The sequence below is a fragment of the Bifidobacterium saimiriisciurei genome (assembly GCF_010667655.1).
In the GTDB taxonomy this organism is placed as follows: Bacteria; Actinomycetota; Actinomycetes; order Actinomycetales; family Bifidobacteriaceae; genus Galliscardovia; species Galliscardovia saimiriisciurei.
Genome location: NZ_WHZU01000007.1, coordinates 22,587 through 40,361, shown reverse-complemented (window position 1 = coordinate 40,361; position 17,775 = coordinate 22,587). Strand labels below are relative to the sequence as shown.

10 protein-coding genes are annotated in these 17,775 nt (G+C 64.9%); all 10 read right to left on the bottom strand.

Features of this window, described 5'->3' with window-relative positions; translation table 11 throughout:
• Window positions 1-47: 47 nt before the first annotated feature.
• The 10 genes from GFD18_RS05450 to gltB all read right to left on the bottom strand — a co-directional run bounded on the left by GFD18_RS05450 (window position 48) and on the right by gltB (window position 17,509).
• A complete protein-coding gene (locus GFD18_RS05450; protein WP_163200439.1) occupies window positions 48-3,155 on the bottom strand; it encodes a bifunctional [glutamine synthetase] adenylyltransferase/[glutamine synthetase]-adenylyl-L-tyrosine phosphorylase in 3,108 nt (1,035 codons plus the stop codon).
• A gap of 45 nt (window positions 3,156-3,200) precedes the next feature.
• Window positions 3,201-4,049, bottom strand: a complete 849-nt coding sequence (metF, locus tag GFD18_RS05445) for a methylenetetrahydrofolate reductase [NAD(P)H] (protein WP_163200440.1) — start codon at window positions 4,047-4,049, stop codon at window positions 3,201-3,203.
• A gap of 113 nt (window positions 4,050-4,162) precedes the next feature.
• Entirely contained in the window at window positions 4,163-6,463 is a 2,301-nt protein-coding gene (gene metE, locus GFD18_RS05440; protein WP_163200441.1) for a 5-methyltetrahydropteroyltriglutamate--homocysteine S-methyltransferase, read from the bottom strand.
• A 202-nt stretch (window positions 6,464-6,665) separates the two neighbouring features.
• Entirely contained in the window at window positions 6,666-7,223 is a 558-nt protein-coding gene (locus GFD18_RS05435; RefSeq protein WP_163200442.1) for a SixA phosphatase family protein, read from the bottom strand.
• 48 nt (window positions 7,224-7,271) lie between these two features.
• The gene (locus GFD18_RS05430; protein WP_163200443.1) at window positions 7,272-8,336 is read right to left on the bottom strand and encodes a tRNA (adenine-N1)-methyltransferase; all 1,065 of its coding nucleotides are present in this window, start codon (window positions 8,334-8,336) and stop codon (window positions 7,272-7,274) included.
• Window positions 8,337-8,441: 105 nt separating this feature from the next.
• Complete coding sequence (locus GFD18_RS05425; protein WP_163200444.1) at window positions 8,442-9,290, bottom strand: ABC transporter ATP-binding protein; 849 nt, start codon at window positions 9,288-9,290, stop codon at window positions 8,442-8,444.
• Between the two features lie 162 nt (window positions 9,291-9,452).
• Complete coding sequence (gene glgA / locus GFD18_RS05420; RefSeq protein ID WP_163200445.1) at window positions 9,453-10,691, bottom strand: glycogen synthase; 1,239 nt, start codon at window positions 10,689-10,691, stop codon at window positions 9,453-9,455.
• A 102-nt stretch (window positions 10,692-10,793) separates the two neighbouring features.
• Window positions 10,794-11,246 (bottom strand): tripartite tricarboxylate transporter TctB family protein, encoded by a 453-nt coding sequence (locus GFD18_RS05415; RefSeq protein ID WP_163200446.1) that lies wholly within the window; start codon window positions 11,244-11,246, stop codon window positions 10,794-10,796.
• Window positions 11,247-11,399: 153 nt separating this feature from the next.
• On the bottom strand, window positions 11,400-12,932 hold the full coding sequence (locus GFD18_RS05410) for a glutamate synthase subunit beta (protein ID WP_100511088.1): 1,533 nt from the start codon (window positions 12,930-12,932) through the stop codon (window positions 11,400-11,402).
• 2 nt (window positions 12,933-12,934) lie between these two features.
• Entirely contained in the window at window positions 12,935-17,509 is a 4,575-nt protein-coding gene (gene gltB, locus GFD18_RS05405) for a glutamate synthase large subunit (protein ID WP_163200447.1), read from the bottom strand.
• Window positions 17,510-17,775 lie beyond the last annotated feature (266 nt).

Sequence of the window (17,775 nt, the reverse complement as noted above, 5' to 3'; positions counted from 1 at the left end):
CTCTTTCATTCTCGTTCAACATGTCGGCCATGCGGATGCCGTTGCGATCAGGCTTCCTCGTCCTTGCCGTAGAACAGCCTGTCGGTTACGAGACGACATTTGCGCATGATGCCGAGCAGCTCGTTCTCGAACGCCTGGCCGCGGTGCGCGGGCTCCTTGAGCACCGCCGCGATGCCGCCGAGCGAATAGGTGTCGTCGGGAAGCACGTCGGCGCGGTTGGCCCTCCCCGACCACAGGTAGTTCGCGTTGCGGGCATTCGTGGCCATGGTCCATGCCTGGCGCAGTATCGCGGCGTCGTCATGGTCGATCTCCCCCAGCTCCTCGAGCCTGTCGAGGGCCGGCATCGTGGAGACGCACTGCAGTTCGGGATGGTCGTGGGCCTTCTGCAGCTGCAGCAGCTGCACGGTCCATTCCACGTCGGACAGGCCTCCCTTGCCGAGCTTGAGATGACGTTCGCGCCGGACGCCTCGGGGCAGACGCTCCGCCTCCACACGCGCCTTGAGCCTGCGGATGTCCTTGATCTGCGCCTCGGAAAGCGGCTGGTCGGGATATCGCAGCGGGTTCGCGAGCAGGGTGAGGAAGTCGTGGGCGAGCCGTTCGTCGCCGGCGGCGTATCGTGCACGCAGCAGCGCCTGATGTTCCCATGTGCTTGCCCATGAGGAGTAGTATTCCCGGCAGGATTCGTAGGAGCGGACCAACGGGCCGTTCTTGCCTTCGGGACGCAGATCGAGATCGAGCTCGATCTTGTTCTCCATCGAGACCGGTCCCATGAGGATCCTGCGCAGATCGTCGACCACGGCCTTGGCGAAGGTGAACGCCTGACGGTCCTCCGCCGAACCGTTCGGACGGTAGATGATGATGACGTCGGCGTCGGAGCTGAAGTTCACCTCCCTGCCGCCGTATCGCCCCATGCCGATGACGGCGAGCCTTGCGGCCGGCTGATCCAGCCCCTGCTCACGGCATTGGTGGTCGATGGACCAGTCGAGAGCGCTATCCAGCAGGGCGTCGTAGACGACGGTCATGGCCTCGAGACAGTCGCCATCGGCGATGACGCCGCTCATCCATCCGAGTCCGATGCGTTCGATCTCATGACGACGCAGCGAGCGCAGCAGCGTGGCGAAGTCGTTGACACGGTCGGGGAACCGCATACGCGCCGCATGGCACTGGATGTCCAGGCTTTGGCGGGAACGCGGCTGCATCTCCTCGTCGTGGCCGAGCCAGGTGACCGATTCCATGGATTTGTTCATGGCGTCGCCGAGATACCGTGAGTTCGACAGGATGTGGCATAGTCGCTGGCCCGCGGACGAGGAGTCTCGCAGAAATCCGAGGTAGTCGCTGCCTTGTCCGAAGTTCTCCTCGAGTTTGCGCCATGCCAGCAGACCCATGTCGGGGTTCTGTCCGTCGCCAAGCCATTGCAGCACGGCCGGCAGGATGATGCGGTTGATCTTCGCCGATCGGCTGATGCCCTCGGTGAGCGCCTGCACGTGCCGCATGGCGTTCTCCGGGTCCCCGAAGCCGATGGACGCGAAACGCTCCTTGGTGGCCTCCGGGCTCAGGCTGATCTCGCCTTCGCCCAGGGTGGCGATGTTCGGCAGCATCGGACGGAAGTAGATGTCCAGATGCAGCTGGCGGACTTCGCGGCGCGTGGCGTCGAAGCGTTCGATCAGTTCGTCGGGGTGGGTGCCCAGTGCGCGAGCGAGCCTGCGCAGTTCGGCGCTGGAGTTGATGAAGTCTTTGTCGAGCTGCCGTTGCGACTCGATGCCGCCCTCGTTGCCCCGCCCCAGGTCGGGGAACAGGTGGGTGCGCTTGAGCGCCCACATCTGCTGCCGGTGCTCGAGCACGCGCTCGAATCCGTAGTCGGCCGCCAGCTTGGCGGCCTGTTTGCGCGAGACGTATCCGCCGGCGGCCAGCGCCTGCAGTGAGTCCAGCGTGGATGCGGTGCGCAGCGCCTCGTCGGTGCGGCCGTGCACCAGCTGCAGCATCTGCACGGTGAACTCCACGTCGCGCAGGCCTCCGCGACCAAGTTTGATCTCTCGGTCCTTCTGCGGCTTGGGGATGAGGTCCTCCACGCGTTTGCGCATCTGCTGGCAGTCGTAGACGAAGTTGTCACGCTTCGACGCGCTCCAGACCAGAGGGCGGGTCCTGTCATAGTATTCCCGGCCGAGCTGCGGGTCGCCCGCGACCGGGCGCGCCTTGAGCAGGGCCTGGAATTCCCAGCTTTCCGCCCATTTGTCGTAGTAGCCCATATGCGAGTCCAGGGTTCGCACCAGCGGGCCGTCCTTGCCTTCGGGGCGCAGGCCGCCGTCGATCTGCCACAGCGTCGGTTCGGCCACGCCCATGACCACGGACTGGCATACCTTCTGCAGGGTCACGCCGAGTCTGGTGCCGATGCGGATGAGTTGCTCATGGCCGAGCCCGTCGTCGGCCGGTTCGACCACGTAGATGAGGTCCACGTCGGAGACGTAGTTGAGTTCGCGGGCGCCAAGCTTGCCCATGCCGATGATGGCGAACCGGCATCGGCTGCTATCGGGCACCTCGCGCCGTGCGATGGCCAGTGCGCCCTCGAGCGCCGCGTCGGCAAGGTCGGAGAGATTTCGGCTGATGGCCGGCTGGATGGTCAGCGGATCGTCGGCGGTGACGTCCCTGGCCATGATGGCGGCGAGCTGCTCGCGGTAGCAGCGACGCAGTTCCGTGGTGGATTCGGCAAGCGACAGTGTGCTTGCCGGCGCATCGGAGGCCGGATCGGCGCCGATGCGCCGGAGGATCGCCGCCCTGCGCTGGTCATGGTTCCACAGATGGGACTCGTATTCCTCGCCCGTGACCGCCTTGATCAGCATGGGACGCGACAGCATGAGACGCCCGATCTCATCGGAGGCGCCGAGCACCGCCACGAGACGCGAGAAACCGTCAAGACCGGAGAACAGGGATTCGATGGGTTCGCCTTCGTCATGGACGCGGTTCGCCAGCTCGGTGATGTGCCGTAGGGCGGTGTCGGGGTCATCGGCCTGGGAAAGCGCCCCCAGCAGTTCGGACCGATAGTATCCTTCGACGCCAAGCTCGGACAGTGAGGCGAACAGCTTCTGCGCCGTCTCGAGATTGGCCATGCCTGCCCGGATGAGTTCGCGCAGCGATACGCGTGAGGTTTCCTTGTCCATTCTGCCAATTGTACAGCGCCGGGGGCCGCTCCCCCGGCATGGACATCAGCCCTCCTGGAAGAGCGGGGCCACGTTGCGCCAGATACGACGCGTGGTTCCGGGATGGTTCATCGTATACAGGTGGATGCCGTCGACGCCTTGGGCCACCAGGTCGTTGATCTGCTGCGAGGCGTAGATGATGCCGGCGCGGCGCAGCGATTCGCGGTCGTCGCCCCACTTCTCCAGCATCGCCTCAAGCTGCCGAGGGATGATCGTGGCGTTCTTGACCGCCATGTTGCGCACGGACTTCGCGCTGGTGACCGGCATGATGCCGGCCTCGATGGGCACGTCGATGCCGGCGGCCCGGGCCTTGTCCACGAAACGGAGGAAGTCCTCGTTGTCGTAGAACAGCTGGGAGATGAGGTTGGTGGCGCCGGCGTCCACCTTGATCTTCAGGTTGCGGATGTCTTCATCCAGCGAGGGGCATTCGATGTGCCCCTCCGGGTAGCAGGCGCCGAAGATCTTCAGGTTCGGACGACGGTCGCGGATGTAGGACACGAGGTCGCTGGCATGTTCGAAGACGCCGACCTCTCGCTGCCCCTCGATCACATCGCCGCGCAAGGCGAGCACGCCGAATACGCCGGCGGCGTCGAACATATCGAGGGCCTGGTCGACGACGTCCTTGTCGGAGTAGAGTGCGGTGAGATGGGCCACCGTGGGGATGCCGTACTCGGAGCGGACCGTATTGGCTATCCTTGCCGTGGCGGTACGGTCGGAATGGGTGCCGTGGCCATAGGTGACGGAGATGAAATCGGGGTTCACGCCTTCGAGCCCGTCAAGGGTGTCGTAGATGGTTCCCACCGGGGCGTTGCGCTTCGGGGGAAAGACCTCAAGGGAAAACTGCGGGGAATGCATGGGATGATCCTTCTTGTCTTGACGGCTGATGCTATGCCGAAACAACGATGGGGGCGAAACTCAAGGGTTTCGCCCCCATCATGTGGTCATATCGCGAGGGAATCCACGTCGGACTACTTGGCGAGTTCGGCGCGGACCTTCTTCGTGGCGGCGACCATGTGCTCGAGGCTCGGCCAGGTCTCGGCGTTGCCGCGGGTCTTCAGACCGCAGTCGGGGTTGATCCAGACCTTGTTCACATCCATCTTCTTGAGAATCTCGTGGATGCGGTCCACGATCTCGTCCTCGGACGGGATGCGCGGGCTGTGGATGTCGTAGACGCCGGGGCCCGCCTCGGTCTCGAAGTTGGCGTCGTGGATGGCGTCGAGCACCACGAGGTCGCCGCGGGAGGCCTCGAAGGAGATGACGTCGGCGTCCATGGCGTCGATGTCGCGGATGATGTCGTTGAACTCCGAGTAGCACATGTGGGTATGGATCTGCGTGCCCGGCTTGACGGCGGAATGCACCAGGCGGAAGGCCGGAACGGCCCAGTCGAGGTACTTCACATGCCAGTCGGAACGGCGGACCGGCAGCTTCTCGCGCAGTGCGGCCTCATCGATCTGGATGACCTTGATGCCGGCGGCCTCGAGGTCGAGCACCTCGTCGCGGATGGCGAGGGCGAGCTGCGTGGTCTGCGCCTCATGCGTGATGTCCTCGCGCGGCCAGGACCAGTTGAGGATGGTCACCGGACCGGTGAGCATGCCCTTGACCACATGGTCGGTCTTGGACTGCGCGTACGAGCTCCATTCCACGGTGATGGGATTGGCGCGGGAGACGTCGCCCCAGACGATCGGGGGCTTGACGCAGCGGGTGCCGTAGGACTGCACCCAGGCGTTCTTGGTGAAGAGGAAGCCGTTGAGGCTCTGGCCGAAGTATTCGACCATGTCGTTGCGCTCGAACTCGCCATGGACGAGCACGTCGAGGCCGATCTCCTCCTGCTTCTTCAGCACGTCGTCGATCTGCTCGGCGATGAACTTGTCGTATTCGGCCTTGCTGATCTCGCCCTTGCGGAACTTGGCACGGGTGGAACGCACCTCGCGGGTCTGCGGGAAGGAGCCGATGGTGGTGGTCGGAAGCTCGGGAAGGCCGAGCTCCTGCTTCTGGATGGCCTGGCGCTCGGCACGGGCGGGCTGGCGCACGTACTCGTCGGCGGTGAGCTTGGCGACACGGTCGCGCACGGCGGCGTCGGGAGCGACGCGGGTGCCGTCGAACAGCTGCTGGTTGGCGGCGAGCTTGGCGTCGGCGGCGCGGGCGGCGTCGTCCAGTTCGGCCAGCTCGGCGACTTCCTTGAGCTCGCCGAGCTTTTCGACGGCGAAGGCGAAGTGCTTGAGCACGTCGGCGGCAAGCTTGTCCTCGCCTTCGGTGCTGAACGGCACGTGCAGCAGGGAGTCGGCGGTGGAGACGGCCACATGGGAGGCCTTGGTCTTCACGGCGTCGAGCAGGCCGAGGCTCACGGCGTAGTTGTTGCGCCAGATGTTGCGGCCGTTAATCACGCCGGCGAAGATGGTCACGTTCTCGGGGGCGCCGTTCTCCTCGAGGGCGGCGAGGTTCTCGTCCTTGCCTTCGATGAGGTCGAGGCCGATGCCGTCGAAGCCGAGTTCGATGGCGGTCTTGTAGGTGTCGGCGATGTGGCCGAAGTAGGTCTGCAGCAGCACCTTGACGTCGCCCTTGGCGGCGAGGATGGTGCGATACAGCGTGGAGAAGAGGTCGAGGTCGCCGTCCTCCTTGTCGAGCACCAGATACGGCTCGTCGAGCTGCACCCACTGGGCGCCGAGCTCGTTGAACTTCACGAGCAGGTCGGCGTAGGCCTTGGCGGTGTCGGCCACGAGCTTGTCGGTCAGCTCGAGGTCGGCGCCCTCGGCGCCGCGGGAGAGCTTGAGGAAGGTGTAGGGGCCGATGACGACGGGCTTGGTCACGATGCCGAGTTCCTTGGCCTCGTTGAACTCGTCGAACGGCTTGGTGCCGGTCAGGGCGATCTCGGTGTCGGCGGTGATCTCGGGAACCAGGTAGTGGTAGTTCGTGGTGAACCACTTCTTCATCGGCTGGGCGGTCACGTCGCCCTTGTCGCCCTGGTATCCGCGGGCGATGGCGAACAGCGTGTCCTCGGCGCCGAGGCCGAGGTCCTTGTAGCGCTGCGGGACGGCGCCGAGCAGGATGGCGGTGTCGAGCATCTGGTCGTAGTAGCTGAAGTCGTTGCTCGGGATCAGGTCGATTCCGGCGTCCTTCTGCAGCTTCCAGTGCTTGGCGCGAAGACCGGCCGCGGTCTCCTTGACCTCGTCGATGCCGTTCTTGCCCTTCCAATAGCCTTCGATGACCTTCTTCAGCTCACGGTTGCCGCCGATGCGCGGGAATCCGATGACAGAGGTGAGTTCACTCATACATGCTCCATTTTTTAGCGTGTCAAAACCGCAAAAAGACTAGCAAATTTCATCGGTGAACATGGTATCTATCGAACTTGCATGTCGCTATAAAAGGTGTTTATTACCGGAATTCCACTATGTCGAAACCTGTTTGCATGGTGGACGGGCGCCATCGGCCACCATGGCCGCATCACACATGACGTCGATGCCGTGACCGGCGTCAGCCGCAGTCCTTCGCGGTGAGCACCGCGACGAGATTGCCGTCCCTGATTCCCCATTTTTCGAACGGCTTGTCGGATCCCATGATAACAACCGTGGCGGGAGACATGCCAAGTCCGAGGATGTTGAGCATGGCCTGGTCGGAATCCGGCGACGCCAGCCACTGGCTGGCCACCGACACGGTGGGGTCGTGGCCGATGATCATCAGCCTTCTTGTCCCGGACTTCACATGCCCCAGTTCGTCCAACAGGGCCTGCATGCCGCCGTCGTACAGACTCTGCCGATAGTCGACGGACGGCTTGTCGCCGAAGTACTTCAGCATGCGTTCCAGCGTCTGGCGGGTACGCACGGCACCGGAACAGCTGATCTGGTCGGGTACAAGCGAAATCGCGGCCAGGGCCTTGCCCACCTTCTTGGCCTGCTTGCGGCCTTTCTCGGACAGTTCGCGGTCGATGTCCCCTCCGGATGAACCGGACTCCGCCTTGGCGTGCCTCATGATGATGAGCTGGTACTGGTATGCGTTCGCCTTCTTGGCGACCTTGTTCAGGTTGACCCCCATTGTCTGGCCTTTCCGGCGGGCAGCTGCAACGCCCGCCGGAATCTATTCTTACAGGCCCGAGGGGATATTCGCCACCTGCGTGTCCAAATCCTTGAGGACCTTGCGCAGCTTGCGGTCGGAGATGTCCCGGAGCTCGAGTTCCTCGAGACGCGCCTGCTGCTGTTCGGGGGTCATGTCGTCGATGTCGGTGTAGGTGTCCTTCGTGCCGCGCTGACGCTTGTGCAGGGCCTGCACGTCCGGCGCCATGGCACGTGCCGTAACGAGGAATCCGGTGTGTCCGATCATCTCGTGATTGGGACGGACGGCGAGGCCCTGGGCCTTCCATCCGCGTTCCAGCGTCTCGCCTATCTCCGGCTCCGTCCACTGTCCCGAGGCCCGCATGGCCTCGGCCACGCGACTCATCTGCGTGGTGGTGGTCACGTAGCAGGTGAGCACGCCGCCGGGGGCGATCACACGGGATGCCTGCTCAAGCCGGTTCCACGGGTCGAGCATGTCGAGGAAGATTCTGTCGAACGAATGCTCCCCGAGCGTGGCCGCGACGGAGTCGAAGTCCCCTGTCAGCAGGTTCCACCATGAGGGGCGTTCGCCGAAGTACACGGTGGCGTTCGCCTCGCAGACGCGGGCGAACTCCGGACGCATCTCGATGGTGGTGAGCGATCCCTCATCGCCGACGGCATCGAGCAGATGCAGGCTCATGGCGCCGCTGCCGCCGCCCGATTCAAGCACGCGCATGCCGCGGCGGATGTCGCACACCTCGAGCACCTGCGCGATGTCCTTTGGGTACATGATCTGGGCGCCTCGTGGCATGGACAGGATGAAGTCCTGCAGCCTCGGGCGCAGCACGGTGTACTGCCATCCGCCGATCTTGCGCGTGTTCTTCCAGGGTTTGCGGGGATTGCTCCGGTACGCCTCGGCGGCGCTGCCGACCGTGCCCTCGCTGGTGACGGTGGCGACCACCGCGCCTTCGGGTCCGCCGATGATCTCGTCATGGCGGATCATGCCGCGCTCGGTCTGGGTCTCCTCACCGGCGACGAGCTGTATGGTGATCTTCTTGCCCTTGCGATCGGTGAGCTGCACTTTTTCACCTGGCTGCAGCGGTCCGCGACGTACCATGAACGCTCCTCGTGGTCTTGCCCTTCGCCGGCGCGGTTGCGACCGGTCGTGATTCGATTGCCGACGGCTCAGTATACCGGCCGTCGAGCATGTGGCCAAAACGGTTCAGGCGGCGAATGCCTGCCAGCGGCCGCCGTCGTGGCGAACGGTGAGGGGCAGCCCGAAGATGTCCGACACCCGCTGCGAGGTCAGACCGTGTTCAAGGTCGCCGGTGTAGATGATGGTGCCCGGTGCGGGGTCGCCTCCCTGCACCTTGACGGCGTGCGCCGTCTTCTCATCACCGGAGAGCCGTCCCATGACGGCGATGCGGTCGAATCCCTCGGGGATCTCCTCGAGCCTGTGGGTCACGAGCACCACGGCACGGTCGGAGCGCTCGCGGCCCAGATCGCCGAGAGCCTTGACGACGAGCTCCCTGCCTCCGAGGTCAAGACCCGTGGTGGGTTCGTCGAGGATGGCGAGCTCGGGGTCCGCCATGAGGGCGCGGCAGATCAGCACACGGGTGCGTTCGCCCTCCGAGAGCTTCCACATCTGCTTGCCCTCGAGATACCCCACGCCGAATCGCCGCAGCAATGCCCGCGCCCTGTCCATCTCCTCCTGCGTATAGGAGTCACGCCAGCGGCCGGTGGTGGCGGTCAGTGCCGTGACCACGGCATCGAGCGGGTCCTCGTCGGGCGGGAACGCACGTGAGAGTTCGGCGGAGGACAGGCCGATGCGATGGCGGTACGAGAACACGTTCACCTTGCCCAACCGGTTGCCGAGGATGTCGACGGTCCCGTCGCTGGGGTGCAGGCGCGTGGCCATCATGGCGATGAGCGTGGACTTGCCGATGCCGTTCGGCCCGAACAGAACCCACCGCTCCCCCCGCCGGATGGTCAGGTCTACGCCGGTGAGGATCACCCTGCCCTGTCGGCGGAATTCCACGTCGGTGAGCTGCAATGCGATGTCGTCGGTCATGGGATGATGAGGGCCTTTCGGAAGAGGATGTTCAGGACGTTGATGTTGACGGCGATGGTTCGATGCCGTCTTGGCGCCGGCGAACCGCCGCCGGTAAACGACATTGCCGTATCGCACGGAATCACTTCGTACGATACGGCAATGTGCGACGCCTCCGGCGGATCAGCCGTTGAGGATGGCGTTGTAGACCTTGATGGTCTCGTCGGCGATGGTCTCCCAGCTGAACACGTCGCGGGCGCGGGCGTATCCGGCCTCGCCCATCTTCTTGGCGAGTTCGGGATCGCGCATGACCTTGTTGATGGCGTCGGCCATGTCATGCACGAACTTGTCCGGATTGGTGGGGGTGCCGGTGCCGTCGTGCAGCTGGTCGATCGGCACGAGGTAGCCGGTCTCGCCGTCGACGACGACCTCGGGGATGCCGCCTGTGGCGCTGGCCACGACGGGCAGGCCGCAGGCCATGGCCTCGAGGTTCACGATGCCCAGCGGCTCGTAGATGCTCGGGCAGATGAATGCGTCGCAGCCGTGCTCCAGGGCGCTCAGCTCGTTCTTCGGCAGCATCTCCTCGATCCAGATGATGTTGCCGCGCTCCTTGTCGAGCTCGGCGAAGGCGGTCTTGACCTCGGCGGCGATCTCCGGAGTGTCAGGCGCGCCGGCGCACAGCACCACCTGCACGTCCTTGTCGACGAAGTGCAGCGCCTTGAGCAGGTACGGCAGACCCTTCTGGCGCGTGATGCGGCCGACGAACAGCAGCGTGGGCTTGCTGCGGTCGATGTTGTAGCGTTCGAACACGCCCCAGCCCGAATCGTCGGCCGCAGGGGTGGCGAACTCGCTCATGGTGATGCCGTTGTATACCACATGCACCTTGTCTGGGTCCACATTCGGGTAGGCGGCGAGGATGTCCTTCTTCATGCCGCCGGAGACGGCGATGATGCCGTCGGCGTGCTCGTAGGCGTCGCGCTCGGCCCAGGAGCTGAGGTTGTAGCCACCGCCGAGCTGCTCGCGCTTCCACGGTCGGAAAGGCTCGAGGCTGTGCGCGGTGATGACCAACGGGATCTCGTGCAGCTGCTGCGCGAGGCGGCCGGCCAGGCAGGCGTACCACGTGTGTGCGTGGACGAGGTCGGCGTCCACGTCGTTGGCGATCTGCAGGTCGACGCCGAACGTCTTCAATGCGGCGTTCGCGTCGGCAAGCTCGGTCGGCGTGTCATAGCCGACCACGGTGAGACTGCCCTTGGGGTCGGTTCCCGGAATGGCCGGTACCTCGTCGGCCTTGCGCGGGCCGTCGAATGCGCGGACGGTCACGTCGATGCGTTCCGCCAGGACCTTGGAAAGCTCTTCTGCATGAACTCCGGCGCCACCGTAGATGTGCGGGGGAAATTCGCGGGTGAGGATATCGACTTTCATAGGCGTCTCCTTCGTTGCTCTGATTGCGAACACTCCCAAGTATAAAAAAGAACCGCCAATATCGGCGGTTCTTGAGGGTGTCCGTGTCGTGCGGGTCCTTCGTCACACGGCGGTGCCGTATTCGTCGACGTTGGGGTTGTCCTTGGGGTCCCCCGAGACGAAGAACAGGCTGAGCACGCCGACGGCGAACACGGCCGACACCACGATGACCGACCATGTGGGCATGTTGGGAATCCACATGACCACGAAGAACGCCATGGCGGACAGTACGATCAGCAGCCAGCAAAGGAAGCGGATCCAGCCGCGGGCCGTATGGGGCAGGCTCAGCTTGCCGGGCTCCCGAACGGTGGAGGACGTGCTCTGGACGGGCAGGTCGGTCTTGGCCGAGGGCTTCCACTCCCCCGTCTGGCCGTCCTGCAGACGAATGGACTTCTCCTGCAGCGAGTATTCGTCGACCAGTCCTTCGCGGGACCTGGCCTGGTAGCGCGCCGGCTGCTTCACGGTACCTTTGCGGTTGCGTTTGGCATTGGCACGGCGTTCGGCACGATTGGGCATGGAATCACTCCTGTTGTGATGGGTTTATGCTGCGCACCACTTTACCTCACATCCATCCGAGGTCATGGCGCTGGAAACGTGTTTCACGGATGACGGCCCGCCTCCGTGCGCATGCAGGAGACGGGCCGTCACGTTCGTCGGGCCGACCGGCGGTCAGCGGCGCGGCAGCGCCATCGGGCGCTGCGAGGCGACGATGGGAGCCGGCAGCTCGGTGCTTCCGGTGAGGTACTTGTCCACGGCTGCGGCGCAGCTGCGGCCCTCGGAGATGGCCCATACGACGAGCGACTGGCCGCGTCCGGCGTCGCCGCAGGCGAAGACGCCGTCCTGACTGGTGGCGAAGGAGTCGTTGCGCGCCACGTTGCCGCGGCCGTCGAGGTCGACGGGCAGCTGGTCGACGAGCGTGTCGGTCTCCGGGTGGAGGAAGCCGACGGAGATCAGCACCAGGTCCGCGGGGATGATGCGCTCGGTGCCGGCCTGGCGGGTGAATGGCCCGTTCTCGCCGGGGGCGACCTTCACGATCTTCAGGCCGGTGACGTGTCCCTTCTCGTCGGAGACGAAGCCCTCGGTCTGCACGCCGTCGATCTCATGGATGTTCTCGGGCAGCGTGGTACCTTCGAATTCCACGGAATCGGTGTCGTAGATGTAGGTGCCGCCCTCCTCCATGGAGGAGGTCTTCTGGTACAGGCGGGCGAAGGTCGGCCAAGGCTGGTTGGCGGGACGCTCCGTGGGCTCCTGGGACATGATCTGCAGCACGGTGACGGACTTGGCTCCCTGGCGGATGGAGGTGCCGAGGCAGTCGGAACCGGTGTCGCCGCCGCCGATGACCACGACGTGCTTGTCCTTGGCGGTGATGTCGTTGATCGGCTTCTTGCCCCAGACGCGGCGGGTGGCGTCGGGCAGGAAGTCCATGGCGAAGTGGATGCCGTCAAGCTCGCGGCCGGGCAGCTTCATGTCGCGCGGAACGGTGGAACCGATGGCGACGACCACGGCATCGTAGCGGGAGCGCAGCTCGTCCCACGAGATGTCCTTGCCGATCTCCACGTTGGTGTGGAACACGGTGCCTTCGGCCTCCATCTGCTCCACACGGCGGTCGAGCAGCGACTTGTCGAGCTTGAAGTTCGGGATGCCGTAGCGCATGAGTCCGCCGATGGCGTCATGACGCTCGTAGACGACCACGGTGTGGCCGGCGCGCGTGAGCTGCTGGGCGCAGGCGAGGCCGGCGGGACCGGATCCGACGACGGCCACGGTCTGATCGGTGAGTCGCTGCGGAGGCTGCGGCTTGACGTAGTCGAGATTCCATGCCTGATCGATGATGGTCTGTTCGTCGAGCTTGATCATCGTCGGCGGCTGATGGATGCCGAGCACGCAGGCGGCCTCGCACAGGGCCGGGCAGATGCGGCCGGTGACCTCGGGGAAGTTGTTGGTCATCGACAGCTTGTTGTAGGCGTCCTCCCACTGGCCCTGGCGTACCAGGTCGTTGAATTCGGGGATGACATTGCCCAGCGGGCAGCCGGTCATGCAGAACGGCGTGCCGCAGTCCATGCATCGCGCGGCCTGTTCCTGCGTCCACGGCTGCAGACCGGACTCGGCATGCACGTCGAGCCAGTCCTTGATGCGCTCCTCGACCGGGCGTTCGGCAAGCTCGCGGCGGGAACGGACCTTCAGAAAACCTCTAGGATCGCCCATGTTCAGCGCACCCCTTCCATAACCTGCTCGTAGACCTTCTCCCAGGCCCCCGGAGCGTTGAAATCGACATTATTCTCTTCGGCCTGCTTCATCGCGCGGGTCATGGCGACGTACTGCGTGGGCACCACGTGCGTGAACCGCTTGACGGAGTCGGACCAGTTCTCGAGCAGCTCCTTGGCGATGCTCGAATCGGTCTCCTCGGCGTGCTTCTTGACCAGCGCGTGCACGGTCTCGGCCTCCTCGCCTTCCAGCGGGAGGAACTTGAGCGCACCGCTCTTGACGGCGGAGGGGTTCACCTTCGCCATGTCGAGGTCGAGCATGTAGGCGTTGCCGCCGGAGAATCCGGCGCCGAAGTTGCGGCCGGTGGGGCCGAGCACCACCACGGTGCCGCCGGTCATGTACTCGCAGCCGTGATCGCCCACGCCCTCGACGACGAACGTGGCGCCGCCGTTGCGCACGGCGAATCGCTCGCCCGCCCTGCCGGCGACGAACATCTCGCCGGAGGTGGCGCCGAAGCCCGTCACGTTGCCGGCGATGACGTTCGTATGCGGGTCGAAGGTCACGCCGTCCTCGGCACGCACGATGATGCGGCCGCCGGAAAGACCCTTGCCGGCGTAGTCGTTGACCTCGCCGTAGATTCGCATGGTCTCACCGCGCGGGATGAACGCGCCGATGGACTGGCCTCCCGAGCCGTGCAGCGTCATGTCGATGGTGTCGTCGGGCAGGCCCTCTGCCTCGTAGCGCCTGGTAATCTCGTAGCCGAGCATGGTGCCGACGGTGCGGTTGACGTTGCGGATCGGCAGCTCGATGCGGACGGGCTCCTTGCGCTCCAAGGCCGGCTGTGCAAGCTCGATGAGCTTGTTGTCAAGAGCCTTCTCGAGCTCGTGGTTCTGCTTGGTGGTGTTGTGCAGAATCGTGCCGGGGGTCGGTCCGGCCTGCATGAGCACGTTGCTCAGGTCGATGCCGTCGGACTTCCAACGCTTGATGGCCTCGTCCTGGTCGAGGCACTCGACGTGGCCCACGGCCTCCTCGAGCGTACGGAAGCCGAGCTGGGCGAGGATCTCACGAACCTCCTCGGCGATGAACATGAAGAAGTTCACCACGTGCTCGGGCTTGCCGCGGAAGCGGGCGCGCAGCTCCGGATCCTGGGTGGCGATGCCCTGCGGGCAGGTGTTCTTCTGGCAGGCGCGCATCATGACGCAGCCCTCGACGATCAGCGCGGCCGTGGCGAAGCCGAACTCCTCGGCGCCCAGCAGCGCGGCGATGACGACGTCGCGGCCGGTCTTGAGCTCGCCGTCGCACTGCACGACGATGCGGGAGCGCAGGCCGTTGAGGATCAGCGTCTGCTGGGTCTCGGAAAGACCGATCTCCCACGGGGTGCCGGCGTGCTTGATGGCGTTGAGCGGTGCCGCGCCGGTGCCGCCGTCGTAGCCGGAGATGAGCACGACGTCCGCATGGCACTTGGCCACGCCGGCGGCGATGGTGCCCACGCCGAACTCGGAGACGAGCTTCACGTGGATGCGTGCCTTCGGATTGGCCATCTTCGCATCGTTGATGAGCTGCTTGAGGTCCTCGATGGAGTAGATGTCGTGGTGGGGCGGCGGGGAGATGAGCTCCACGCCGGGCGTGGCGTGACGGACCTTGGCGATCCACGGCGGGACCTTGGCGCCGGGCAGGTGGCCGCCCTCGCCGGGCTTGGCGCCCTGGGCGAGCTTGATCTGCAGGTCGGTGGCGTGCACGAGGTAGTCGCTGGTCACGCCGAAGCGCGCCGAGGCGATCTGCTTGATGCGGCTATAGCGCTTCGGATCGTTGATGCGGTCGTCGGATTCGCCGCCCTCGCCGGAGTTGGAGCGTGCGCCGATCTGGTTCATGGCGATGGCGAGCGTCTCGTGCGCCTCCTGCGAGATGGAGCCGTAGCTCATGGCGCCGGTGGAGAACCGCTTGACGATCTCGCTGGCCGGCTCGACCTCGGAGATGTCGATGGGCTTGCGCTTGTCGTTGAACTTCATGAGGCCGCGCAGCGTCATCAGGCGGTTGGAGGTGTCGTTGATGTGGTGCGTGTACTTCTTGAACATGTCGTAGTCGCCGCGCTGGGTCGACTGCTGCAGCAGGAAGATGGCCTCCGGATCGTTGAGGTGATCCTCGCCGGTGCGGCGCCACTTGTACTCGCCGCCGGTGCGCAGGTTGCGGTGCGGCGTGGCGGTCCACTGGTTCGGGTAGGCCACGCGGTGCCTGATGGCGACCTCCTCGGCCAGTTCGTCGAGGCCGACGCCGCCGACGCGGGACGTGGTGCCGGTGAAGTACTTGTCGATAACGTCCTCGCTCAGGCCGATGGCCTCGAACAGCTGGGCGCCGCGGTAGCTCATGATGGTGGAGACGCCCATCTTGCTCATGATCTTGAGCACGCCGGTGGAGAGCGCCTTGATGAGGTTCCTCACGGCCTTGGCGGGCTCGACGTTCACGTAGCCGCGGTTGGAGAGGTCCTCCACGGATTCGAGTGCCAGGTACGGGTTCACGCAGGCGGCGCCGTAGGCGATGAGCAGGGCGACGTGATGGATCTCCCTAACGTCGCCGGCCTCAACGGCCATGGAGACCTGGGTACGGGTGTGACGGCGCAGCAGATGATGCTGCACGGCGCTGGTGAGCAGCAGCGACGGGATGGGGCCCCACGTGTGGTTGGAGTCGCGGTCGGAGAGCACGAGGAAGTTCTTGCCGTCGGCGATGGCCTCGTCGATCTCGTTGAAGATCTCCTCGAGACGCTCCTCGAGGGCCTTGCCGCCGCCGGCGACCTGGTAGAGGCCCTTGACCACGAACGGCTTGTAGTAGCCGCCGAGGATCGGCGCACGGTCGAGGCGCTTGAGCTGGGCCATCTCGTCGCTGTCGATGACCGGCAGCGGGATGAGCACCTTCTTGGCGTGCAGCTCGCTGTCCTCGAGCAGGTTCGGCTCGGGGCCGATGGCGGATTCGAGGCAGGTGACGATCTCCTCGCGCTCCCAGTCGAGCGGCGGGTTGGTCACCTGGGCGAACTTCTGCGTGAAGTAGTCGAACAGCATGCGCGAACGCTTGGAGAGCACGGGCAGCGGAACGTCGTTGCCCATGGAGCCCAGCGGCTCCTTGCCGGTGTTGGCCATCGGCGTGAGCAGGAGCTTGAGGTCCTCCTCGGTGTAGCCGAAGGCACGCTGACGGCGCTGCACGGACTGTCCGGAGTGACGCACGTGCTCGCGGGCGGGCAGCTGGTTGAGCTCGATGGAGTTGCCTTCGACCCACTGGCGGTACGGGTGCTGCGAGGCGAGGTTCCTCTTAATCTCCTCGTCGGGGATGATGCGTCCTTCGGCGGTGTCGACGAGGAACATCTTGCCGGGCTCCAGACGGCCCTTCTCGACGATGTGGTCCTGCGGAATCTCGTTGAGCACGCCGGTCTCGGAGGCGAGCACCACGTAGCCGTCGTCGGTCACCTGCCAGCGGCCGGGGCGGAATCCGTTGCGGTCGAGCAGGGCGCCCACCTGGGTGCCGTCGGTGAACACGATGTCAGCCGGGCCGTCCCACGGCTCGATGAGCGTGTTGTTGTACTCGTAGAACGCCTTGACGTCCGGGTCGAGCGCGTCGTTCTTCTCCCAGGCCGGCGGCAGCATCATGGAGATGGCGTGCGGCAGGGAGCGGCCGGCGAGGTGCAGCAGCTCGAGGCATTCGTCGAAGGTGCCGGAATCGGAGTATCCGGGGGTGTTGATGGGCAGCAGCGGCTTGAACTCGCCGAGCAGTTCGGAGCTCAGACGGCCTTCACGGGCGGAGAGCCAGTTGCGGTTGCCCTGGATGGTGTTGATCTCGCCGTTGTGGGCGAGCAGGCGGAACGGCTGGGCCAGAGGCCAGCTCGGGAACGTGTTGGTGGAGAAGCGGGAGTGCACGATGGCCACGCGCGCCTTCATGCTCGGATCGGAGAGGTCCTCGAAGAAGGGCTTGAGCTGCATGGTGGTGAGCATGCCCTTGTAGGTGATGGTGCGGCTCGACAGCGAGGCGAAGTAGACACCCACCTCGTGCTCGACGCGCTTGCGCACGCGGAACGCCTTGCGCTCCAGTTCGATGCCGCCGAGCTTCGCGTCGTCGGCATCGGCGAAGACCAGCGTCTTGAAGGCCGGCATGGAGGCCAGCGCCTGCAGGCCGAGGCCGTTCGGGTTGGTGGGCACCACACGCCAGGCCAGGACCGTGAGGCCCTCCTCCTCCACGATCTTGGCGATGGCCTGCTCCTGCTGCGCGCCGGCGGCGATGTCGCGGTCAAGGAACGCGATGCCGGCGACGTAGTGGCCTTCCTCGGGCAGTTCGACGCCGACGGTGTTGCGCATGAACTCGTCGGGCATGGACATCAGGATGCCCGCGCCGTCGCCCGTGTTCTCCTCGGCGCCCACGGCGCCGCGGTGGTCGAGGTTGATGAGCACCTCGATCGCGTCGTCGACGATCTTGCGCTCGGGAATCTTGTTGAGGGTGGTGACCATACCAACGCCGCAGGCGTCATGCTCCGAGGTAGGGTCATACATCCCTTCGGGAGTATGTATCGTCAGATCAAGCGGAGCGTGTAATGTCACCGAAATCACCTCTGGTCTAGGGCAGGCCTTCGCCTGCGTTTTATTTGCCTTGACAGAATACAGCCAAAATGTATCTTAGATGCAACCAGGGGCATATATCACAATTGCCAAAAGTTTTAAAGACTTTTCTTTTCTAAGGCTCACTAGAGTTCCATATAATGAGACACTTTTCGATGGCGGTCGCCGTCGACCCTAACCGAAGCGCTTTCCGCCGAAGCCTTTCCACCCTCGGGACACACCGAATGGCGACTCCTCCGAAACGAGTC

Excerpts from the sequence above, each read along its gene's own strand:
- GFD18_RS05410 (WP_100511088.1), bottom strand. The coding sequence starts at position 12,932 with ATGGGCGATCCTAGAGGTTTTCTGAAGGTCCGTTCCCGCCGCGAGCTT.
- GFD18_RS05430 (WP_163200443.1), bottom strand. The coding sequence starts at position 8,336 with ATGGTACGTCGCGGACCGCTGCAGCCAGGTGAAAAAGTGCAGCTCACC.
- metF (WP_163200440.1), bottom strand. The coding sequence starts at position 4,049 with ATGCATTCCCCGCAGTTTTCCCTTGAGGTCTTTCCCCCGAAGCGCAAC.
- glgA (WP_163200445.1), bottom strand. The coding sequence starts at position 10,691 with ATGAAAGTCGATATCCTCACCCGCGAATTTCCCCCGCACATCTACGGT.
- GFD18_RS05425 (WP_163200444.1), bottom strand. The coding sequence starts at position 9,290 with ATGACCGACGACATCGCATTGCAGCTCACCGACGTGGAATTCCGCCGA.
- GFD18_RS05450 (WP_163200439.1), bottom strand. The coding sequence starts at position 3,155 with ATGGACAAGGAAACCTCACGCGTATCGCTGCGCGAACTCATCCGGGCA.
- GFD18_RS05415 (WP_163200446.1), bottom strand. The coding sequence starts at position 11,246 with ATGCCCAATCGTGCCGAACGCCGTGCCAATGCCAAACGCAACCGCAAA.
- metE (WP_163200441.1), bottom strand. The coding sequence starts at position 6,463 with ATGAGTGAACTCACCTCTGTCATCGGATTCCCGCGCATCGGCGGCAAC.
- GFD18_RS05435 (WP_163200442.1), bottom strand. The coding sequence starts at position 7,223 with ATGGGGGTCAACCTGAACAAGGTCGCCAAGAAGGCGAACGCATACCAG.